The organism is Microcoleus sp. Pol7_B2, from assembly GCF_036701035.1.
Classification (GTDB): Bacteria; Cyanobacteriota; Cyanobacteriia; order Cyanobacteriales; family Microcoleaceae; genus Microcoleus.
Genome location: NZ_JAUBQB010000006.1, coordinates 117,857 through 140,039 on the forward strand (window position 1 = coordinate 117,857; position 22,183 = coordinate 140,039).

General features: G+C 46.0%; 22 protein-coding genes and 1 pseudogene. 14 read left to right on the forward strand and 9 right to left on the reverse strand.

Features of this window, described 5'->3' with window-relative positions; genetic code table 11:
* The coding region (locus QUA57_RS04265; RefSeq protein WP_333250962.1) for a calcium-binding protein at window positions 1-1,583 on the forward strand (1,583 nt) is incomplete at its 5' end.
* A 304-nt stretch (window positions 1,584-1,887) separates the two neighbouring features.
* Here QUA57_RS04265 and QUA57_RS04270 read toward each other — a convergent pair.
* Both QUA57_RS04270 and QUA57_RS28615 read right to left on the reverse strand, forming a co-directional pair.
* On the reverse strand, window positions 1,888-2,427 hold the full coding sequence (locus QUA57_RS04270; RefSeq protein WP_333059699.1) for a transposase: 540 nt from the start codon (window positions 2,425-2,427) through the stop codon (window positions 1,888-1,890).
* Window positions 2,427-2,738 carry a transposase gene (locus QUA57_RS28615; protein WP_445304454.1) on the reverse strand — a complete coding sequence of 104 codons (312 nt, stop codon included), beginning with the start codon at window positions 2,736-2,738 and terminating at the stop codon, window positions 2,427-2,429. Before QUA57_RS28615 ends, QUA57_RS04270 begins: the two co-directional genes overlap by 1 nt.
* Before the next feature lie 483 nt (window positions 2,739-3,221).
* Between QUA57_RS28615 and QUA57_RS04275 the strand changes: the two genes are divergently transcribed.
* Window positions 3,222-4,319 carry a phosphotransacetylase family protein gene (locus tag QUA57_RS04275; protein WP_333059700.1) on the forward strand — a complete coding sequence of 366 codons (1,098 nt, stop codon included), beginning with the start codon at window positions 3,222-3,224 and terminating at the stop codon, window positions 4,317-4,319.
* 85 nt (window positions 4,320-4,404) lie between these two features.
* Here the strand turns inward: QUA57_RS04275 and QUA57_RS04280 are convergent, their stop codons facing one another.
* Complete coding sequence (locus QUA57_RS04280; RefSeq protein ID WP_333041993.1) at window positions 4,405-4,569, reverse strand: hypothetical protein; 165 nt, start codon at window positions 4,567-4,569, stop codon at window positions 4,405-4,407.
* A 28-nt stretch (window positions 4,570-4,597) separates the two neighbouring features.
* Here QUA57_RS04280 and QUA57_RS04285 point away from each other — a divergent pair, with 28 nt between their 5' ends.
* The 4 genes from QUA57_RS04285 to QUA57_RS04300 all read left to right on the forward strand — a co-directional run bounded on the left by QUA57_RS04285 (window position 4,598) and on the right by QUA57_RS04300 (window position 7,118).
* Window positions 4,598-5,101, forward strand: coding sequence for a hypothetical protein (locus tag QUA57_RS04285; protein WP_039887610.1), 504 nt, complete (start codon window positions 4,598-4,600; stop codon window positions 5,099-5,101).
* A 15-nt stretch (window positions 5,102-5,116) separates the two neighbouring features.
* Window positions 5,117-5,533: an MAPEG family protein gene (locus QUA57_RS04290; protein ID WP_333059716.1), complete on the forward strand. Its 417-nt coding sequence runs from the start codon at window positions 5,117-5,119 to the stop codon at window positions 5,531-5,533.
* Window positions 5,534-5,656: 123 nt separating this feature from the next.
* Entirely contained in the window at window positions 5,657-6,148 is a 492-nt protein-coding gene (locus QUA57_RS04295) for a YajQ family cyclic di-GMP-binding protein (RefSeq protein WP_333059701.1), read from the forward strand.
* Between the two features lie 4 nt (window positions 6,149-6,152).
* Window positions 6,153-7,118: an SGNH/GDSL hydrolase family protein gene (locus QUA57_RS04300; RefSeq protein ID WP_333059703.1), complete on the forward strand. Its 966-nt coding sequence runs from the start codon at window positions 6,153-6,155 to the stop codon at window positions 7,116-7,118.
* Between the two features lie 97 nt (window positions 7,119-7,215).
* Here the strand turns inward: QUA57_RS04300 and QUA57_RS04305 are convergent, their stop codons facing one another.
* From QUA57_RS04305 to QUA57_RS04325, 5 genes are all read right to left on the reverse strand, one after another.
* A complete protein-coding gene (locus QUA57_RS04305; RefSeq protein WP_333059704.1) occupies window positions 7,216-8,835 on the reverse strand; it encodes a mucoidy inhibitor MuiA family protein in 1,620 nt (539 codons plus the stop codon).
* A 63-nt stretch (window positions 8,836-8,898) separates the two neighbouring features.
* A complete protein-coding gene (locus QUA57_RS04310) occupies window positions 8,899-9,498 on the reverse strand; it encodes a Uma2 family endonuclease (RefSeq protein WP_333059705.1) in 600 nt (199 codons plus the stop codon).
* 113 nt (window positions 9,499-9,611) lie between these two features.
* Complete coding sequence (locus QUA57_RS04315) at window positions 9,612-10,502, reverse strand: methylenetetrahydrofolate reductase (protein WP_333059706.1); 891 nt, start codon at window positions 10,500-10,502, stop codon at window positions 9,612-9,614.
* 145 nt (window positions 10,503-10,647) lie between these two features.
* Window positions 10,648-11,658: a tryptophan--tRNA ligase gene (trpS, locus tag QUA57_RS04320; RefSeq protein ID WP_333059707.1), complete on the reverse strand. Its 1,011-nt coding sequence runs from the start codon at window positions 11,656-11,658 to the stop codon at window positions 10,648-10,650.
* Window positions 11,659-11,813: 155 nt separating this feature from the next.
* Entirely contained in the window at window positions 11,814-12,929 is a 1,116-nt protein-coding gene (locus tag QUA57_RS04325) for an HlyD family efflux transporter periplasmic adaptor subunit (protein ID WP_333059708.1), read from the reverse strand.
* A 334-nt stretch (window positions 12,930-13,263) separates the two neighbouring features.
* Between QUA57_RS04325 and QUA57_RS04330 the strand changes: the two genes are divergently transcribed.
* From QUA57_RS04330 to QUA57_RS04340, 3 genes are all read left to right on the forward strand, one after another.
* A complete protein-coding gene (locus tag QUA57_RS04330) occupies window positions 13,264-13,491 on the forward strand; it encodes a secretion protein HlyD (protein ID WP_333059709.1) in 228 nt (75 codons plus the stop codon).
* Window positions 13,492-13,660: 169 nt separating this feature from the next.
* Window positions 13,661-13,843 carry a hypothetical protein gene (locus QUA57_RS04335; protein WP_333042006.1) on the forward strand — a complete coding sequence of 61 codons (183 nt, stop codon included), beginning with the start codon at window positions 13,661-13,663 and terminating at the stop codon, window positions 13,841-13,843.
* Between the two features lie 135 nt (window positions 13,844-13,978).
* Window positions 13,979-16,189: a peptidase domain-containing ABC transporter gene (locus QUA57_RS04340; RefSeq protein WP_333059710.1), complete on the forward strand. Its 2,211-nt coding sequence runs from the start codon at window positions 13,979-13,981 to the stop codon at window positions 16,187-16,189.
* A 280-nt stretch (window positions 16,190-16,469) separates the two neighbouring features.
* Here the strand turns inward: QUA57_RS04340 and QUA57_RS04345 are convergent, their stop codons facing one another.
* Window positions 16,470-16,862 (reverse strand): Fur family transcriptional regulator, encoded by a 393-nt coding sequence (locus tag QUA57_RS04345; RefSeq protein ID WP_333042008.1) that lies wholly within the window; start codon window positions 16,860-16,862, stop codon window positions 16,470-16,472.
* Window positions 16,863-17,005: 143 nt separating this feature from the next.
* Here QUA57_RS04345 and purS point away from each other — a divergent pair, with 143 nt between their 5' ends.
* The 5 genes and pseudogenes from purS to QUA57_RS04370 form a co-directional block, all read left to right on the forward strand.
* A complete protein-coding gene (gene purS, locus QUA57_RS04350) occupies window positions 17,006-17,290 on the forward strand; it encodes a phosphoribosylformylglycinamidine synthase subunit PurS (RefSeq protein WP_333059711.1) in 285 nt (94 codons plus the stop codon).
* Between the two features lie 287 nt (window positions 17,291-17,577).
* Entirely contained in the window at window positions 17,578-18,279 is a 702-nt protein-coding gene (purQ, locus tag QUA57_RS04355) for a phosphoribosylformylglycinamidine synthase subunit PurQ (protein ID WP_190655996.1), read from the forward strand.
* A gap of 138 nt (window positions 18,280-18,417) precedes the next feature.
* Complete coding sequence (locus tag QUA57_RS04360) at window positions 18,418-19,221, forward strand: DUF4058 family protein (protein ID WP_333059712.1); 804 nt, start codon at window positions 18,418-18,420, stop codon at window positions 19,219-19,221.
* A gap of 138 nt (window positions 19,222-19,359) precedes the next feature.
* A complete protein-coding gene (locus QUA57_RS04365) occupies window positions 19,360-21,417 on the forward strand; it encodes an ATP-binding protein (protein WP_333059713.1) in 2,058 nt (685 codons plus the stop codon).
* A pseudogene (locus tag QUA57_RS04370) lies at window positions 21,414-22,183 on the forward strand (WD40 repeat domain-containing protein); the annotation flags it as partial. The gene QUA57_RS04365 and the pseudogene QUA57_RS04370, both read left to right, overlap by 4 nt.

Genomic DNA, 22,183 nt, shown 5'->3' on the forward strand with positions numbered 1-22,183 from the left:
TCGTTTTCACTCCGGCTAATTGGAATGCAGCGCAAACTGTCACCGTCAAAGCTACCGACGACAGCATAGTGGAAGGAACCCACACCGGGTTCATTCTTTCGAGCGTTGCCGCCGACAGTGCTGCCGAATACTTGCCAGTGGCGATCGCACCACTTAGCGTCACCATCGCCGACAACGACATCGCCCCACCGACACCGACACCAGTCATCAACTTTTCGCCCACAATTATCATGCCGACGCCGACACCAGCGCCGACGCCAGCACCAGTCATCAATTTTTCGCCCACAATTATCGTGCCGACGCCGACACCAGCGGCGACGCCAGCGCCGACGCCAGCACCAACTCCAGCACTAACTCCAGCGCCAACCCCACCACCAACTCCAGCCCCAACCCCTATCCCGGAACCCACTCCCGTCCCAACCCCCCAGCAAACTGAAGATCCAGATTGCATTTGCACGCAAATTACCTTACCGGAGATCACTCCTCTTGACGGTTTCAATCTTGTTCAAAACAACCTGGTTGGTGCGGATCCAAACGAGATCCTCGCTGGCACCAGTGGCGGTGACGGCATCAACGGTTTGGGCGGAGACGATGTTCTGATCGGTTTGGCAGGCAACGACAACCTATTTGGCGGATTGATCAGCAACATTCCTGTTGGACCGCAGGTCGATCGGGACTTGCTGTTGGGCGGGCCCGGCGACGACTACCTTAACGGTCAAGCCGGCTACGACACCATGTTCGGCGGTAAGGGCAACGACGCTGTTTTCGGGGGCAAAGATAACGACCTGATATGGGGTGGACGGGGTTCTGACACTGTTGTGGGCGAGGAGGGAAACGACAGCCTCTACGGTGGCACCAACAGCGAATCTGACCGCGATAGCGCCGGGAACGATTTGTTATTCGGTGCCAAGGGAAATGACTTCCTCTCCGGTCAGGATGTCTCTGATACCCTTTCTGGCGGTGACGGCAACGATACTGCGCGCGGTGGCAAGGGCAACGATGTAGTTTTAGGCGACTCGGGTAGCGACTTGCTGTTCGGCGACCAAGGCAATGACTCTATCTGTGGCGGCGACGAGGATGACACGCTGTTTGGGGATATTGGCAGCCCCCTGCCTGTCGGCGTTGCTAGCGGTCAAGACCAAGTGTGTGGCGGTGCTGGCAATGACCTGCTGTTCGGCAATGAAGGCAGCGATACTATCAACGGTGATGCTGGCGACGATACGATTTTGGGAGGCAAAGACAGTGACAGCTTGGTCGGCGGCGCTGGCGACGACGTGCTCATTGGCGATGAGGGCAGCGATACTTTGCTCGGCGGCAGCGGAGGCGACTTATTTGTCTTGACACCCGCACAAGGAAGTGATGTAATATCCGACTTCAGGAAAGGGCAAGATTTGCTGAGTTTAGGGGACGGTTTGACTTTCACTCAACTGAGCATTAGCCAAGGCACAGAAGGGCAAGAGGCCACTCCCACAACTTTCATAAGAATTTCTAACTCTGGGGAACTCTTGGCAGTTTTGAATGGGGTGCAAGCGAGTGCGATCGCGCCGTCCGATTTCGTTCAAATTTTGCGACTCGGTAGCTGAGAGGAAAGCGCTGTAGAGCCGCCCAAGGAAAATCAATCTACAGCCGTTGAACTGCGATCGGGCTAGCATCGCAATCAGCCTTTGGGCTGCCGAAATGCCAGCCCACGCCGCCCGACAATTTATGTATTGAGAAGCTAGAAGCCCGATCCTAACAAGCTTATTGCTCGCAGTGCCACCGCTCAGTTTTAAGGCGGGCGCTCGCAAGAATAATTAATAACTAATCATACAACCTATCCATTTTCAATTATATGCAAAACTGCTTAGGCAAGCACCATGCTTTCTTCCTATAGAACCCATTTGACATCTAGCTATGCGCTAAACGCTTGAGCATTAGTCGAATGAAACAAAGGTTAAGCTTGGCAGTGGCATGGCTGAGCGTCCTCTCAAAGTTCTTGACTAAACTTTTACAACGTTCCATCCAAGCATTTGAGCGCTCAATGACCCATCGAGTTGCGACTACGACAAATCCCGTTTTTCCAAGTGCTGCTTTTTCGGCTTTTGTCGGTTTGGGTGCCAGTTCAAATCGGATCTTGGTCATGATTTGGGGGTAGAGGTCTTGCAAAGCTGCCGTTATCATCTCTGGATGATAGCCATTGTCCAGCAGAATGGTGATCTTCGGGATATTGACTGGTTTGGCGCGAAAGTAGTCGAGATGCTGGCTCAACATCTCGATTAAGCCTTGATCATCGGAGACATTGGCTTTCGTGCAGTGAGTAAAAAACGGAAAGCCGAGTGTATCGACGGCGAGATGTCGTTTGATGCCGTTGGTAGATTTGTAAAAGCAAAAGCCTTTGGACTCAACACTGGCATTGCAGGTATTCTTCACCGCTTGCGAGTCAATCATCAGCAACGTTGTCCACTTGGCTTTTTTTTGACTTGTTCACGCACTTGTCCATGTAAGATGGTCATCAGTCCAAGAATTGCTCCTGCATCCCGCCACTGCTTGTAGTGCCAATATACGGTTGAGTAGGGTGGCCGATCTTTGGGTAAATCTTGCCAATTACAGCCATTCTTAAGTTGGTAGAACATCCCATCCAACAGTTCTCGTTTCGTCCAATCACAGGGTCTTGTCTGCTTCTTCAGCGGCAAGATCTGGGGCAGGAGGGGTTCAAGAATTTCCCATTCTTCGTCGGTGAGACTGCTGGAGTACGGCATGGTGAGTAGGATATGGCTTTTGCGCTACTTTAAGTCAACGGAGTCAGAGATGTCAAATGGGTTCTATACAATCCTCTATTTAGCCCAGAAAAAAACTATCCTAAACCCTCTAAGTAGGCTTTCAAGGTAAGCTAGCCCATTTTTACCGTGTTATTTTTATTCGATAAAGTTCTATGTTAATTTCTAACTTACGCAATACGAATGGCTGAAAATCTTACAATTAAAATCGGTTGTTAAAGGAATTAGGGGGGGATAAATACTTCTTAAAAACGGCTGGTACAACAAACAATTTAAAAACTGCTTCCCCAAAATCAAGTAATAAAAATGGGAAGCAAAGGGTTGGAAACAGGTGAATAAAATTTTTCAGCAAAAAAACAATATGCCCAAAAGCCACAAAATCGAGTATAATAATATTGCAAAATTGAGTCGCAGTTCAGAAATACTGTAGAAAAAACTAAATTTATTGAAATAGACAGGTGCAAATTGAGGATTGAAGGCGTACCCAAATTGACTAAATATTTGCTGATCGGTTCCACAAAAGCTTACAGCGGCAAGTCGGCCATCGCCTTGGGGATGGCACTCGGACTCCGGGAAAAAGGACTGGCCATCGCCTACGGCAAACCTCTGGGAACCTGTTTCAGCTCCGAGGGAGCTGGGATCGAGGACGAAGATGTACGGTTCGCGGTAGAGACGCTGAAGCTCTCAGAAAGTCAGATGCCGTCAACACTGCTGTATTTGGATGAAGAGACAGTTCACAAGCGTTTGCGGGGAGAAGACAAGACAGATTACCGCCAGTCTTTAGCGCAATATTTGCAAGCTCCCAGCGGAGACTTGGTGCTGTTAGAAGGCCCAGCTAATTTGGAGGAAGGCAGTCTGTTTGACTTGTCTTTGGCTCAAGTCGCTGAGGCAGTTGATGCCTCTGTGCTGTTGGTAGCCCGCCCGATCGATCTTTATATAGACGATTTGCTGTCTGCTAAACAGCGTTTGGGTTCCCGGTTGCTGGGCGTGGTACTTAATGACGTTCCCTCGGACAAACTCGAATGCGTAACGGCGACTGTCCGGCCTTTTCTGGAGGTTGCGGGTATTCCAGTTTTGGGAATGCTGCCGAGAAGTGCTTTGCTGCGAAGTGTCAGCGTCAAAGAATTGGTGCACCAATTGAAAGCTGACGTGCTGTGCCGTCGAGACCGTTTGGACTTGATGGTGGAAACCTTGACAATTGGCGCTATGAATGTTAGTTCGGCTCTGAAGTATTTCCGCAAAGCGAGAAATATGGCGGTGGTGACGGGGGGCGATCGCACGGACATTCAGCTAGCGGCTCTGGAGAGCTCGACTCAGTGCTTAATTTTGACAGGCCACTTGCCTCCTTCTCCCCTAGTGATTGGCAGGGCAGAAGAAATGGAAATTCCGGTTTTGTCTGTTGATTTGGATACCTTAACCACGGTAGAAATTATCGACAGCACCTTTGGCAGCGTGCGCCTGCACGAACCGATCAAGGTGGAATGCGTTACTCAGCTAATGGCAGAACATTTTGACCTTGATGGCATGATGGCATCCTTGGGCCTGAGCGATCAAGTCGATTAATAACAGAGCCGGAGCTGAGGGAAGAAGGTATTCGGCAGAGAGAAGTTTTTGTTTAAATAAATAAAAAGCCAAAATTCTTAAATTCTCAATTTTTCTTGAATTCTACCTTGAGCTCCGGCTGCCGAATGTCTTCAGACATTCTGCCTTCTGGCTTCCTCAAATCTCCCGATCCTCTAGTCTGATCCGGTAAATCAGCAATTCTTAACTTCTTTTTGGCGGCAATGGCTAGTGAGTCTGCTAAAATCCACAACGTAGTTTTATTTAATTTAATAAATTCTTTGAGTCAATCAATTGAGCTACCCAGAGTAGATGATTTTTTACAAGAACTTGCGGCGATCCAGCAAACCAGCTCCAAGCGGATTGCTCTTTTGGGTTCTCGCCACGTTCCTATTACCCACCAGCAGCTAATTGAGATGCTGAGCTACGCCATAGTTCTGGGAGGCAATCAGCTCATCACTTCTGGTGCAACAGGCACCAATTCAGCAGCAATTCGGGGAGCAATGCGAGCAGATCCAAATCTGCTGACGGTGATTTTGCCACAAAGCATGAGTCGCCAGCCTCGGGAGTCTCGCGACCAACTCGAACAAGTGATACATTTGGTAGAAAATCCCAAAAATGATAGCTTGTCTCTCCCGGAAGCAAGCGCCATGTGCAATCAGGAGATTATTTCTCGCTGCCAGCAACTGATATGTTTTGCTTTTCACGAAAGCCACACTTTGCTGAAAACTTGCCAGGATGCGGAGGAACAGCGCAAGGTAGTTACTCTGTTCTATTTTGATTGAACTGCGAGGCCGATGATGCTGTTGGGATTACCTGTGTCGGTTATTCTGCTTGATTGTATTGCTGCTGCTGCTGCGCTGGTTTACGCACCGTTTTTGGTGGTTGCGTTCGCCCGCTTGCAGCTAGGCTACGACCAAGCAGCCCCCCGCGCTATGTTTGAGAGGTTGCCGGCTTACGCTCAACGGGCAACTTGGGCTCACCAAAATTCGTTTGAGACGTTTATGCTGTTTTCAGCGGCGGCTTTGATGGCTTTTGTGACGGGGGTAGATTCGGAACCGGCGGGTTGGGCTGCGCTCGCTTTTACGATCGCCCGGTTGTTGTTTTCGGTTTTCTATATTCTGAATGTGCCGCTGGGGCGATCGCTCATGTTTGCGATTAGTTCTTCTTGCACAGCTACTTTATTCTATTTCAGTTTAATGGCTGTTAATGGCTAATTGTTATTAGTCACTGGTCATTAGTCATTAGTTAAGAGACGCTTAATTAATGACTAATTACCAACTACCAACTACCAATTACCCATTACCAACTACCAATTACCCATTACCAATTACTAATTTATGGCTGCTAGTTATTCCTTTGATATTGTCAGCGAGTTCGATCGGCAAGAATTAGTTAACGCTGTTGACCAAACTGTGCGGGAAATTCAAAGCCGTTACGACTTGAAAGATACCAAAACTACTGTAGAATTGGGCGCTGAAGCAATTACTGTCAATACCGACAGTGAATTTACTCTCGACGCGATTCACACAGTTTTGCAAACTAAAGCCGCCAAGCGCAATTTGTCTCTGAAAATTTTTGATTATGGGAAAATTGAAGCTGCTAGTGGTACTAGAGTACGCCAAGAAATCAAACTTAAAAAAGGGATAGACCAGGAAATTGCCAAGAAAATCACTAAATTAATTCGAGATGAGTTTAAAAAAATTCAAGGCTCGATTCAAGGTGATTCAGTGCGCGTTTCGGCTAAGGATAAGGATGATTTGCAGTTGGTAATTCAACGGTTGAAGCAAGAAGATTATCCGATGGCTTTGCAGTTTACCAATTACAGGTAAATTTTTGAAAGCTAACTATTGGATTCCCGGTTATGCGATCGCATCTTTGAGTGCTATAGAACTTGCCTTGCGCTTGCTCGGATTCGGAAATCCTGCCTTGCTGCAAGCTGATGCTAATGCTGGCTATATATTTGCACCAACTCAACTTGTATATCGCTTTGGGAATAGAGTTGAGTACAATCAATTTTCTCAGCGTTCTGAACAAATCGATTCAGCAAAGCCTGAAGATACTCTCAGAATTTTGATGATAGGAGATTCGGTTCTAAACGGTAATAATACCACCGATCAGAAAGAAACTCTTCCAGAATTGTTTGAAGCGCGTTTGTTGGGCATAAAAAAGCAAGTTGAGGTGCTGAATGCTTCGGCAGGTTCTTGGGGAATTGGCAATCAATTGGGATATATTCGCAAGTTTGGCACTTTTGAAAGCGAGGCTGTGATTTTGCAAATTGGTACTCACGATTTGCTACAACCTCCAAGCAGCAGCGCGGGGGTGGGAAATGAGCCGCTGCTGCCGAATCGCAAACCGTTATTGGCAATTCAAGAAGTGTTTCAAAGACACGTTATTCGCCAATTGTCAAGTGTTTTTGTATCGAATTCTCCTGCGGCGGGAGTGCCGGTGTCGGAATCACAACGGTTTATGGAAAATATGCAGCGATTTGAGAAAATAGTTGCTTTGGTGCGAGCTAAAAATATTCCGTTGTTTGTGTTGTATACTTGCGATCGAGCGGATTTACTGCCCGTACCGAATCAGCCGAAGTTTAAATCCGAGTTTGTCGATCGGCTAAAAGCTTTAAAAATTCCAATCATAGACACTCATGCAGCCTGGTCAAAATTGCCGAAAACGAGGGTAAAAAGTTATTTTCGGGATGGCGTACACCCCACAGCCCCAGCTTATGAATCAATAGCAGATTTAGTGTTTCAACAGTTGTGTATACAGAAAAAATTGGTGGCGTGTGGCGGGAAGAAATAAGCTGCTTTATAGCCGAAGGAAGAAGTCCGATGGAAGCCGCCAGAAGGAAGAGGTAATTCCTGAGAACTGGGACCTGACAACTGACAACGGATTGGTATTAAATATCTAAACCCGTGACTGTTAAGTCGGGAGGATGTTCGACAACAAACTGGTAATATAACTCTTGCTTTGCTTGTGGCGGCAGAGACATTATCCATTCTAGCAGTCCCATTTCACCTGCTACTATTTTCGGATTAGTGAGAGTCGATCGCACTTTAATTTGTTCATTGCGGCTGACTGGCAATTGTTCTTTTAGTGTCAGGTGTACCTGCACCTGATGCAAGTTTGTCACATTTAAGCGATAAGCGTAACTCGTGCGCCTCTGCTGACCGATCAGTTTTTTATCTACTTGTCTTTCCACTAATTCCCGCTGTATTTTTAACCGTTCATCTATTCCTAAATTAACTTTATATTCTTGCCCGGGGGAAACATTTTCTAACTGCACACGGCCGACAAAAGTGTTGTCGCGAAAAATATTTGCTTTACCGGGAAGCAGAGTTGCGCCTGTCAGCGGATTCACAACAACTGCTTGCAAATAGGCAAAACTGACTAATCGCGGAACGGCTATATATTCAGGCGTAAAGGGATAATTTTCGCTGAAAATCGTCACTTTGTGCGGTGTACCGTCGCTGGGAATCTTGGTAATTCCGCCTACTTGAAATGAGACTGTACCGCCTTCTCTGGATACTTGGGCTGTGGCTATTTGAGCTGCTATGGGCGCTCGTGTTATGGAGCGTGAACCGCCTGCAAAACCTTCAGATAATACCTCTTCTAGGTCTAAAAAATCATCCTCTGATGAACCCCTACCAAAAAATTGCTCTGGCTCGGTTTTATCGATATACCAAGGTTCTAGTTTTGGTGGGAGAGTTCCCATTCCGGGTTTTGCTGTAGATAAAGTCAGCGCTACTCCCGTCCAATCTTCGCCTGTATTTTGATTGACTTCGGCTAGGTAAGTGAGATTAATTTGGTTGTTGGTAGTGTTTACTCGCAAGTCGTAAAGGGGAGTCCAACGGGCTCGCGTGACTACATAGGAAACTTCTATTTCAAAATTGCCGCTGCCACTGAGTTCAATGGCAACAATGATGTTAAAACTTTGCTGCGAATGGGGAGTTTGTACTTGCCCCAACTGCTGCTGCAAAGCTTTTATTTGCTTGTCTATTTCGCGCTGCTGTTTTTCGTGTTGGGCGATCGCACTTACATATTTTAGGTAATTAGTTCCTAAAAAATTGAGCAATTCGCTAGTTTCGTTTAAACCTACCTGCTGTTTGGCGATGCTGCTAGAAAAGAAACCGACGCTTTTTTCGCTCAAACCTTCCACAAATTGGAGCTGAATTTTTCGGGCGGTTATTTTGTCGTTAATTCCCCGTCTTTGGGTTTGTAACTCCTTAATTTGTTGGGTTAATTCGGCAGTGCGATCGCCCACTGGTTCGCTGCTAAACACTCTTTCGCTTCGCACTCCCAAAAGTCGCACAGCAACTGTACCCACACCCGTAGCCCTGACTGACTCTGTGTCGAGGGTTGGAGGAACAGAGGCGATCGCCAATTCTCGCTCGTTTCCCGTCAGAGATACCGTACCGCGCCGCGTCACCAAAGCGCGATCGGTATAAACTGTAACTTTTGATATGCTAGTATTTAGTGTTTTAATGGTATCAGAATTAAGTATTTCTGAGTCAGTCATTGCCCGTGGCTCCTATTTAATAACCGTTTAGTCGATCGAGCTATTTCAAAAATAGTTTATTGGTCAATTTTCCCGATCGCCCATTCCTCTAGAAAATTCCTCAAGCGCATCCAAAGGCGAAGCAAATAAAATGCAGCGTTTCAGCAAAGATAAGTCTAACTCTGGCAGCATTTCGCTGCTAGTAATGCGATCGTAACCTTCCTCTCGCAGATGGTAAAGCTCTAGAGTGCCATCTTCCCAAAACCAGACTTCCGAGACTCCCATCAGTCGGTATTTCTGAAGTTTAATCGGACTACCGCTAGTGATAACAATCTCAATACATAAATCTGGCACATCTTTAATAGTTCCGAAACAATAAGACAAATCTGCCTGATACTCGACTTGCTCTTCGACAATCTGACTGTAAGTACCGCTGGGAAAAAATACAATTCTTCTTTGCAGAAAATACTGTCCCATTAGCAAGCCCATCAAACACCTAATCGCTTCATGCAACCTTCCAGTACCCACAATTTCTAAAACTCCCTCACAATAAAATAAGCGTACATTCGGCACGTCTTCAAAACCAGCTTGAATTGCCTTGAATTGATGCCATGTCACACCGCGCCAAGTGAAACGTTGTTCGATTGCGGGAGAACTGGTTGGATTGTCTACAGTTTGAAGCATGATTGTTTTATTGATGTTCAAAATGGTAGCGCGGGAGTGGGCGAGTTTATGAGTTTACGAAATCGTTAGTTTTAGGAATTGATAATTGGTAAAACCCACCCCTACGTTTAATTTTAGCTCAGTGGCTCGATTCCTGCCAAATCCAAAATTTGAGGAATTAAATCTTCTCGTTTGACAGCCATCATGTGAACTCCTTGACAAATCTGCCGCGCTAGTTTGACTTGTTCTGCAGCAATTTTTATGCCTTCCTGCAAGGGTTCGGGAGCTTTTGCTAAACGATCGATAGTCTCTTGTGGGATGTGAACTCCCGGCACGTATTTTTGAATAAATTCAGCATTTTTAGCTGATTTAAACAAAAATATTCCTGCTAAGACTGGCTTGTTGCAGCCCGCTGCAACGTGGTGCATAAACTTATCCAAAACTTCAAAATCTGTAATTAATTGACTCTGAAAAAACTGTGCTCCAGCCTCTACTTTTTTCTCGAATCGACTTTGCAAACCAGACCAACTGGGGCATTGCGGATCGACTGCTGCACCTACAAATAAATCAGTAACTCCGTCGGTTAGAGGTTGGTCATTCCAGTCTTGACCACCGTTCATTTTTTGAATAACTTGCAATAGCCGAACTGATTCCAAATCGAATACACTTTTTGCTTTAGGATGGTCGCCGGCTTTGACGGGATCGCCTGTAAGTGCTAGTACATTGCGAATGCCTAAAGCGTGGGCTCCCATGAGATCCGCTTGCAGGCCAATTAGATTGCGATCGCGACAAGCAACTTGACAAATTGGCTCAATTCCGTGCTGCACTAAAATCGCCGAAACTGCTAGGGGGCACATTCGCAAAACTGCGCGACTTCCGTCTGTGATATTAATTGCATGAACTCTGTTTTTGAGGCGTTCAGCCATTTGAATTGTGTGAGTTATGTCGCCACCTTTTGGTGGGGCAACTTCGGCAGTAATTATAAATTCTCCGGGGGTGGTGCAGGCTGTGCGAAAACGGTTCATGATTATTTGTCTGTTATTGGTTATTTGTTATTTGACGGTTGACTGTTGACGGTTGACTGTTGTTAGTGGGCAGTTGTCAGTGGGCAGTTTGCAGTTGTCATTTTTAACAACTAACCAAGAACAACTAACAACTAACAACTAACAACTAAACAGGTAAAGAATAACCGAAAGCTGTCTTCACCTTAGTTAGAGTTTGATTAGCAATAGCTTCTGCTTGTTCTCTTCCGCGACGTAGTACAGAGTCTAAATATCCCGGATTGTCCATTATTTCCTTGTATTTATCCTGAATTGGTTTGAGGGCATTAATTGTCGTCTCTGTCAGCAAGGGTTTAAAATCTCCCCAACCCATGTTTTCACACTCTGTTGCTACTTCTTCCTTAGATTTGCCGGAAAGCAGGAGATAAAGTGTCAGCAAATTTCTAGCTTCGGGGCGATCTGGGTCGTCAAAAGTCAAACCCCGCACGGCATCTGTTTTACAGCGCTTGATTTTTTTGGCGATCGTATCTGGCGAATCCAATAAATTAATTCGACTTTGTTCGGAAGGGTCAGATTTCGACATCTTGCGCGTGCCATCTGTCAAACTCATCACCCTCGCACCGTCAGTCCGAATTAAGGGCTCGGGAAGTTTCAAGACTGGCTTTTCGGGTGTGCCGAATTGGTGATTTAATCTGATGACAATATCGCGGGTGAGTTCCAAATGCTGTTTTTGGTCTTCTCCCACTGGCACTTTGTCGGCATCGTAAAGCAAAATGTCTGCTGCCATTAACACGGGATAATTTAGCAAGCCGGCGTTGACATTTTCACCTTGTTTAACTGCTTTTTCTTTAAACTGAATCATATCTTCGAGCCAGTTAATCGGCGTAATGCAGTTTAGCAGCCATGCTAGTTCTGTGTGCGCCGAGACGTGGGATTGCACGAAAATAGTAGAATATTCTAAATCGATGCCGCAAGCTAAATAGAGTGCGGCGATCGTGTAAGTGTCGGAGGCTAGAGTTGCTGGATTGTGCGGTGCGGTAATTGCGTGCAAATCGACTACGCAGAAGTAATTTTCGTACTGACTTTGACCTTCTACCCAGTTGCGAATTGCACCGAGATAATTACCGAGGTGAAGATTGCCTGTTGGCTGAACTCCAGAAAGAACGCGCTGTTTGCCCATGAGGAAAGAATAGAATTGAAGTCACATTTCTATATTGACACGTTATTTCAATTTCAGAGCCTCTAATTTTCTGGGGGTTGACTGTTGACTGTTGACTGCTGACGGTTGACGGTTGACTGTTGACAACTAACAACTGACAACTGACAACTGACTAATTACCAATCTGTCAGCAACCTTGCTTTGCGTAAAACAAATGTCAGAACAGTTTCTTCGCCCGTAATAATATCGGCTCTGCCTTCCATTCCCGATTGAATCGAATACTGGCGGGGGACATTAGCCTGGGAGTTTCCGAAGAATTGGCCGTTGGCGGATTTGAGTTTTGTTAAATAAGTTTGTTCGGGCTTAATTGCCACTTCGTAATAAGCTGTACCTAAATTATTAGTGGGATTTTGAGTGGCGATCGCATCTGGGGCGATTTCGCTGACAGTGCCTTTTAATGTGCCGTAATCGGGAAAAGGCAAAGCCGAAATCCTGATCTGTACGGGTTGGCCGATTTGGATGCGGGCGATGTCTTGGGATGTCACCTTGGCTTTGACTACCAGGGGTACGTCGCTGGGGACGATTTGGGCGATCGCGCTGCCGGCTTGTACGGTTTGACCAGTATTTCGTACTTCCAGTCTGAGAATTGTACCATCTGTGGGCGTGCGGATCACGCTATTTTCGAGTTTTAACTCAATTTGATTGAGTTCTTTTTTAGCTTGAATTAATTGTTGTTGAATGGAGGCTTGCTTGACGAGCAAAACCCGCCGACTTCTGCCCAGTCTTTCGGCGACATCTGGCAGCGATGTGGCGAATTTTACTAAAGCGGATTCGATTAATTCCTGTTGGGCGGAACTTTCACTTTGGATGCTTTTAAATTGGGCGCTGGCCAAAATTTGATTTTCTAAGTCGCGCAGTTGCTGGTTGATTTGCTGTGCTGCTGTTTGAGACTGATTAATTATTTCTTGTAACTGCTGTTGTTGAGCGCCCAAACGCGAAGCGTCTACAACTGCGATCGCATCTCCTTCTTTTACTGTCTGATTCTCGCTGACAGCAATGCTTTCGACGGTTCCTTCGGTTGCTGCTTGCACGACGCGCACTTCTCCGGCTGGACGGAAGATCGTGTCTGCTTTGACTGTAGCGCTGTATTTGGTGACGCTAGCGAGGGCGATCGCCCCGCCAAAGGTCGCCACCATCAAAATGCCACCCAAAGTCGTCCAGCGGCTGACAGGGGGCAAAAACTGGTCGTTATCAAAGGTTTCAGCGGGTGTGGCTTCGGGAGTGAGAGACATGGCGGCAAGGGGGAGAGGGGAACAGTTTGGAGTTTGGAGTTTTGAGTTAGGGGGAGGGAGAGATCGCTGATTTGTTTTGTCACTTTTACGATCAGCTTTCCGGAAACCAAGCATAGGTTTAGAAGTCTAAATCAAAATTCACAGGGTAAAGGTAAAAATCCGCACAGCTTTGCCGTTCCCACCCACAAACTTCCCCAAATATCAAGAGGAGTGAAGCCTGCGGGCTACAGTCAGGAAAATATAGGATTTTTGCAATGACTTTTGGCGCTGTTACCGGGTTTTTACTGTATGCGTAGGTAGTAAGTCAGTACATAGGTATTAATAGGAGTTATTTATGTCAGAAAATCAACAAGGTTCACTCTTCATCGAAGTAACCGATGGAGAATCTGCTACTGTCAACGGTGGCAATATTACCAGCGGTGTTAGCGGTGCTAAAAGCAACAGCGAGACGGATAACAGCAGCCGCGAGGGTCTTACTATGCTGTTTTTCCTGCCGCAGCCTAGCCAGCTTTATCTGTACGATCCGAGCCGCGATCGCCCTTACCCAACCCTAGTGGTTTAGATAGCTGAGTCAAGTTGTGCGATAAAGTAAATTTTGAAAATTTATCCGTAGTATTCCGGATGTCGTACAGGACTACAAGAAGTATTACTCAGTATTTACACGAGAATCTAGAAATTAAATAATATTTCTAGTTTCCCTTCAATTTTATTAAGTTAAACGGAGTCTAATCATGAAAGAAACAAAGGACAATTCACTGTTTGCTGAACTCACCCCTGAAGAATCAGCTAGCGTCAACGGCGGTCACTATTATGTCAATCGAGACAATTGTCACCGGCAGCGGCGCAGTTGGGTCGTGTACCGCCGGAATTGCGACGGTTCATACAGAAGAGTAGTCCGCTACGCCTACTACTAAAGTTTAGTGCTAGTCAATTCAGATCTATAACTGTGGAATCGAGAAAGCACCCATAACTTTATGGGTGCTTTTTGCTGATTGGGTAGTTGGTGATGAGTAATCTTCTTTATGCTCTACCATTATTCATTTTGCAAAATGTTAAAGAACATCCCTTTGATCGGCAAAATGCCATTATTCGGACAAGTTAACAGGTTTAAGAAATATCAGGTTGTTCTCCAGCAGAGCGAAGAAGATTGCGGCGCGGCTTGTTTGGCTTCGATCGCGAAATTTTACGGACAAAATTTTACTATTAGCCGCTTGCGAGAATGTGCGGGCACCGGCCAAAAAGGGACGACTCTGCTGGGCTTGAAACAAGGTGCTGAGGCGATCGGCTTTAATGCTCGATCCGTGCGAGCCGTGGCTGCTATTTTAGACCAAATTGAGGAAGCGCCTTTACCGGCAATTATTCACTGGAGCGGTTATCACTGGGTTGTTTTGTACGGAAAGCAGGGCGACAAATATGCGATCGGCGATCCGGCTGTCGGTATGCGCTATGTTTCTAAAGCAGAATTAGCAGCAGCTTGGACAGATTGGCTGTGCTTGCTAGTAGAACCCGATGCTGAGCGGTTTTTTGCGGCCGCAGAGGGCCAACCGCCCGCCAATTCCTTACAAAAATGGATGCGCCGGATTGGGATTTATCGCCCGATTTTAATGGAAGCATTTTTGCTGAATGTGGTGTTGGGTTTGCTGTCGATTTCTTCGCCTTTTCTCGTTCAACTGCTCACCGACGACATTCTGGTACGGGGCGACAGACAACTCCTGGCGAGTGTGGCGATCGCAGTTATAGTTATGAACCTTTTTAGCAGCAGTTTAGGATTGGTAGAGTCGAACTTAATTGCTCAGTTTTCCCAGCGTTTAGAATTGGGATTGGTGATGGAATTTGCGCGCAAATTCCTGCGATTGCCTTTGAGCTTTTACGAAACCAGACGCAGTGGCGAAATTGTCAGTAGATTACAAGATATCCAAGAAATAAATAAATTAGTTTCTCAAGTCGCTATCAGCTTGCCTAGTCAATTTTTTATAGCTGTAGTTTCTTTTATTTTTATGTTATTTTACAGCAAGGAACTGACTTTAGCAGCTACAGCTATAGCTCTTTTAATGACTGCCTCTACAGTGGTATTTCTGCCCGTATTGCAGCAAAAAACGCGCAGTTTATTTGTGCTGGAAGCAGAAACTCAAGGCGTTTTAGTAGAAACTTTTAAAGGCGCGCTGACGGTCAAAACTACTACCAGCGGTCAGCAACTTTGGGAAGAATTTCAAACCCGCTTCGGTCGCTTAGCAAAGCTCACTTTCCGCACTACACAAATTGGCATTCTCAACAATATATTTTCTGGTTTTGTTGCCTCTGCTGGCAGCATTACTCTGCTGTGGCTTGGTAGCGGTTTGGTGATTGACAAGGTATTGAGTATCGGTCAGTTGCTAGCGTTTATTAGCATGAATCAAAACGTTACTACTTGGGTGAATTCGCTAGTAGGATTTACTGATGAAATGACTCGCGTGCAGACAGCTACTCAACGGCTGTCGGAAGTTATCGATGCTGAACCGGAAACTAAAGACGATACGAATAAACCTTTTGTAACTATTCAAGACCGCGACGGTATTGTTTGCAAGGGTGTTAATTTTCACTACCCCGGCCGACTTGACTTGCTGGAAAATTTTTCCGTTACGTTTCCCGGCGGTCAAGCAATTGCTTTAATCGGTCACTCCGGCTGCGGAAAAAGTACGCTAGCAAAAGTAATTGCTGGTCTGTACCCGCTGCAATCTGGTAATATTAGAATTGGCGGCTACAACTTGCAGGATTTGTCTCTCGACAGTCTCAGACAGCAGGTAGTATTGGTTCCTCAAGAAGCGCATTTTTGGAGCCGTTCGATTCTCGAAAATTTTCGTTTGGGCAGTCCAGATATCAGCTTTGAACAGATTGTGAAAGTTTGCAAAATTGCGGGGGCGGATGAATTTATCAGCCAATTGCCTGATAAATATCAAACTGTTTTAGGGGAGTTTGGAGCGAATATTTCTGGCGGACAAAGACAAAGATTGGCGATCGCCCGCGCCATTCTCAACAACCCACCCGTATTGATTCTAGACGAATCTACCGCAGGGCTTGACCCCGCAAGCGAAGCGGACGTTTTAGAACAATTGTTGATGTACCGACACGGGAAAACGACGATTTTTATCAGTCACAGGCCGCGAGTGATCGATCGCGCCGATTGGATTATCATGTTAGAACGCGGCCGATTGAAACTGCAAGGCTCGGCTGCAAAATTGCGATCGATTCCAGGAGACCATTTAGAGTTTTTGCATCCTTGAGCGAGTTAATAAAACAACAGGTTTAAATCTGTCGCTACACAAACAACACCGGGAGAATCTCACTTTTGCACCCTACCGCAACCCTGCCCGAACGCGCGGGGAGAAAGTAAGAAATTCACAAATGATCCGAAGATTGCTATATCGTTGGCGGTTGCATCGGAATCATAAAATCGAGTCAACAGTTACCACTCAACTATTCGGTTTTTCGACCCGCCCGTCAACAGTCAACATTTATGATTAGTGCAACCGGAATTGAAATCTCTCATGACTAATAACTTCTCTAAGATTCTTGAGCTAAAGTACATCGATCGCACAATCCGAAAAACTCCAAAGTGTGATAATAAATTTTGAAAGAATGAGATTGTTGTAGTTGGCTTTCTAAGTGGTGGACTGGACATTCGTCGATCGTAATTGACGCGCCACATTCCAGACAAGTTAAGTGGTGTTGGTCTTGGTGGGCGGCACCGTAGAGAGACTCGCCACTCGCGAGAGTTCTGACGTGAACGAACCCCTCTCGCTTTAAACCGTCGAGGGAGCGGTAAACTGTTGCTAGGCCCATGCTTTGGTCGCTGTTACGCAGTTCTAAGTAGATATCTTGCGCTGAAAGCGATCGATTCAAGTGCTTGAGCAAGTGTAAAATACGCTCCTGACTGCGGGTGTGGTTGGTTCTCATAATTTTTTTCTCGAATCTGCTGGAATCAAATCTGTCCCTGTTTCTAGGCTATCTTACTTGGGCGAACCAAATGGCGATCGGCGCGCAGCTCGGTTGTAGAATACAATGGGGCTAACTTTCACATCACCTACCGCAACATTCCCGTGACTCAGAAATATCTTGCCCAAATCTATGTTACCCTCCGCCCTTCTGTTTTAGATCCCGCCGGCACTGCCGTACAGTCTGGCTTGCAACACATGGGATACGACAATGTTGAGCGCGTGCGTATTGGGAAATACGTTGAATTGACGCTGACTGCTGCTGCTGAGTCGGAGGCCCGCGAACAACTCGATCGCGTTTGCGACCAACTTTTGGCTAATCCAGTGATTGAAAATTATCGCTTTGATTTGACTGAAATTCCTGTTCCCGTGGAGACAGCGGCGGCATAAATGCGATCGCCCCTAGGGTATTTTAAACCCGGAGATCCCCCCTAACCCCCCTTAATAAGAGGGGGACAAGAGTGTTCACAGTATCTATTCAAAAGGCGAGGACAAGAGTGTTCAAAGTCTTTGTTAAAAACACAAGAACTAGAACCACTCAAAGTCCCCCTTCTTAAGGGGGATTTAGGGGGATCTAGACTTTTATACAAGCGAGAGAAACCTAAGATTTCAGTCTTAAGTTGACACCTCTTCCTTCTTCCTTCTTCCTTCTTCCTTCTTCCTTCTTCCTTCAGCTTATGAAATTTGGAGTTATTGTTTTTCCTGGTTCAAATTGCGATCGCGATGTGGTGTGGGTGACTCAAGGGTTACTCCACCAACCGACGCGGATGATTTGGCACGAAGATACCGATATTTCGGATATTGATGTCATTGTAATTCCCGGTGGTTTCAGTTACGGAGATTATTTGCGGTGCGGCGCGATCGCCCGTTTTTCTCCGGCGATGCGGGCTACTGCGGAACACGCGAAACAAGGAAAGCTTGTATTAGGCATCTGTAACGGTTTTCAGGTGTTGACTGAAGCTGGCTTGTTGCCCGGTGCTCTGGTGCGGAATGCGGGATTGAATTTTATTTGCGATCGCGCTTCTTTGAAAGTCGAGCGGGGTAATACTCGTTGGACTGCGGCTTATACTACGGGTGAAATCATAGATTTGCCGATCGCTCACGGTGAAGGAAACTATTATGCTGATGCGGATACTTTAGCCGAGTTAGAAGAGCACAAGCAAGTCCTGTTTCGCTACTGTACTCCGGCGGGCAAAATTAGCGATGCTGGCAATCCCAACGGTTCGTTAAATAATATTGCCGGTATTTGCAACCGCCAAGGCAATGTATTAGGAATGATGCCGCATCCTGAACGGGCATCCGATCCGATGTTGGGCGAAACTGATGGAGTGAAATTGTTTCAAGGGTTGTTGATGGCAAGTGTTGCTGCTGTTTTGTAGTTAATATTTACGACATTGTTGTAGATACCGTAGGGTGCGTCAGTCTTGTAGGGACACTCGAAAATCTCGCAGCGACGCACCCTACAAAATTAAAAATGCTAAAATGATTTGAAAGTCAATACATCAGAGAACAGTCCTATGCCTTCACCTTTTCCTGGAATGGACCCCTACTTAGAACACCCCGATTTCTGGCAGGAAACTCATCATTGGTTAATTTCTGCGATCGCAGCATCCTTAGTCCCTCAAATTCGCCCTAAATATGAGGTTGCAATCGACAAACGCATCTATGAAATTACCGATCCAAATGACAGTAACAGCGACTCCCTTTTAGTAGGTATCCCCGATGTCGCGATTAAGCGTCAATCTAATAACCCGAATATTCCTACAGGTTCAGTTGCCACTGTAAGTATAACACTTCCGACTACCGTTAAAGTGCCTGCTCCTGAAAAAATTAAACAGACTTACCTGGAAGTGCGAGAAATGGCAACGAAACAAGTTGTTACCGCAATTGAAATTCTTTCTCCTGTCAACAAACGTAGTGGAGAAGGAAGAATTACTTATCTCAAAAAACGCCAGACTATTTTAGGTAGCTTAACCCATTTAGTCGAAATCGATTTACTACGACAATGGGAATCTATGCCCATTCTTAATAATTCTATTCAAAGCGATTATCGGATTTTAGTCAGTCCCAGCGATCGCCGTCCGTTTGCCGAACTTTATGCTTTTAATCTCCGCGATTCTCTACCTATATTTCCGCTTCCCTTGCGCGAGGAAGATGTAGAACCTATTGTTAACTTACCAGAATTATTTGCAGGTGTTTACGATCGCGCTGGCTATGATTATCGGATCGACTATAATCGAGAACCCGTACCGTCTCTCTCGGAAGAAGATCGGGTTTGGGCTACCCAAATTTTGCAAGAAAAAGAACTTCGAGATAATTAATTATATTTTACTTTAGATCCTAGGGTTAGTCGCGCTCGACAATCTCTAAATCCACTTGAAAATTTCGCAGTGACGGACTAAACGGCTGCAGGCAAGATATAATTACTACCAACTATTTAAAAGAGGAATATTTATTTTATGCCGGTAATGGACTTAGCTAATTTTAAAACTAGGGTAATTGGATGCAGTGCGGTGATGGCTGTCGGGCAACTTATTTCAAGCGCGATCGCCAATCCGGCAACTCAAGCAGCAGCGGGTATTATTGGCGGCCCGATCGCACTTGGGGGAGTTTCTATCTTAGCAGCGATTGCTGGTAGTATCGCTGAGACTATGGCCGCTGATGAACTAGCAAATCGGATGACGGAAGGGTTGAGCAAAAATCCGAGGATTCTCGATAATCACGATTTGATTAAGGCGGCGGGTGAGGCGATCGGCTATATTTTGATAGAGGTTGCGAAGTCCGATCGCTTAATTGCGATCGCCGAAACCAAAAAATTGCCTTATCCAGAAACAGCACTCAGTCAATTAGCCGAGAAAACTCCTGAATACTGGCTGGATATTAACACGAATACAGCCGATTTGTCAAGGGGTTTAAATATTTCCGAAGACCAGTTAACCAAGATTTTTTCTGCCGATGCCGAGGAGTTCGATCGAGTTACCGGATTGACAACGGCAGATTGGGCAACTTTCCTCAACGAATTCGGCGCCAGCGAGGGCAAATCCTTCGATGCGGAAATTGTGGAATTTGTCGCGGAAAAACTGTACGCAACTTTCCCGAAAGCGTACCGCGAAGTGCTGAAAATGGATGCGGCGAAGGGAGGAGAAAAGTTTGCCGCGATGCTGTTGAATCTGCACCAAATTGCTTTGGCCGAGCTCAAAGATTTGGGGCTGCAAAATGGGGAAATTCTGCAAAAGTTGGAGGCTGTGGCAACGCAGCAACAGATTTGTCAAGTGATGGTGAAGTTGGAGGCGATCGAAATTGGCATCCGCGACGATTTGGCGCAAATTCGGGCATTGCTGGAAAGATATATCGATCCTGCTGCGCCGAGTTTACCGATTCCTGTTAAGTCAGAGACGATTATTCAGGACAGAATTAAAGACTTTACCGGTCGGAAATTTGTGTTTGAAGCAATTAATGAGTTTCTGACGACAAAGCAAAAAGGCTATTTTGTTTTGGAGGCGGAACCGGGTGTTGGGAAAAGCGCGATTATGGCTGCCTGTGTGGTGATGTTGAAGCGCCGCTGCGTTACTCATTTCAACTCGCAACCGGACGGGATTGTCAGCGCTGAAACTTTTTTGGAAAATGCTTGCACTCAGTTGATTGAAGGTTTTGGCCTTAAGAATAAGTATCCGCGACTGCCGGAAAATGCCCTTAAAAATAACAACTTTCTAGGCGAGTTGCTGAAGGAAGTCAGCGCTAAGTCTAGCAGTGCAAAAAAAATTATTTTTGTGGTGGATGCGCTGGATGAAGTTGATTGGAAGGCTCAAACTAGCAACAGTAATGTTTCGTATTTGCCTAATGATTTGCCGGATAACGTTTATTTTATTGTTTCCAAGCGACCGGATTTTCTGACAATGCCGACAGCTAACAAGACAGTTTTTGATTTGATGGAGTACGGTGCAGAAAGTCTCAAAGATGTTGAGGCTTATCTGGCAAAACGCACGGAGAGAAGCGAGTTGATTCAGGATTGGATTAAGGGTCGAAATTTGCAGCGGGAACAGTTTGTGACGGCGGTAGCCCAAAAAAGCGAAAAGAAATTTATCTATCTCCGCCACGTACTTGATGAGATTGAAGACGGCACGTACAATGATGTGAATTTAAATGATTTGCCAGCGGGTTTGGAGGAATATTATCAAAAACACTGGGGACAGATGATGGGCAGGGAAGACGATCCTCTGCTGGAATTGAAGGTTAGGATTATCTATTTCCTGTCGCAAGCAGAGGAACCTGTTTCTTGTCGCTGGTTGGCTAAATCTGCCCGCGAGCAAAATGTTATACAAGTACAGCAGGTGCTCGGAAAATGGAATTCGTTTTTGCGACATGAGAAAGTAGGGAAGGAAACTCGATACACTATCTATCACAACAGTTTTCGGCAGTTTCTGGAAGCAGATGAAACTGTGCAGTCGGCGGGACTAACACTGGAAGATATTAATGATGACATTTGTGATAACGCTACAGGAGGAGCGCCGCTATGAGCGAATTAGGTGTGTGGTTGGCGCAGCAGTGTCAGGAAGATCGAGATTTGCTGTTGAAATATCAACCGAAGAGATTTGCGAAACGGGGGAAGGTTGACCGTTATTGTGCTTGGTTGACGGATTTCGGTTTTATTGAGATGAAACTGGAATTTTTGGGGGTACAAGCGCTAATTGATGATTACGATTTGGGGAGGGTTTCTGATGTTTTGTTGTCGGAGCGGCAAACTGAAACTCTGAGATTGATTCAAGGGGCAATTAGGAAGTCGGCGCACGTTTTGGAAAGGGATAAAACGCAATTGGCAGGGCATTTGTTAGGCAGGTTGCTAGATTTTGAAATACCTGAGATTCGATTCATGCTAGAACAAGCTAAGCAATCGAAAGAGGGTCTTTGGTTCCGGCCTTTAAAAGCTAATTTAGAACGGGGAAATGAAGGGGCGCTGCGGACATTAGCCGGTCATACTCGCAATGTAACACGAGTGGCGATCGCACCAGACGGCAAAACCGCGATTTCCGCTTCAGACGATTCAACCCTGAAAATCTGGGACACCGAGACAGGCCGGGAACTGAAAACTCTTACTGGTAATAATAGCTCGGTAACAGCAGTGGCGATCGCACCAGACGGCAAAACCGCGATTTCCGCTTCAGGGGATAAAACCCTGAAAATCTGGGACACCGAGACAGGCAGGAACCTGAAAACTCTTACTGGTAATAATAGCTCGGTAACAGCAGTGGCGATCGCACCAGACGGCAAAACCGCGATTTCCGC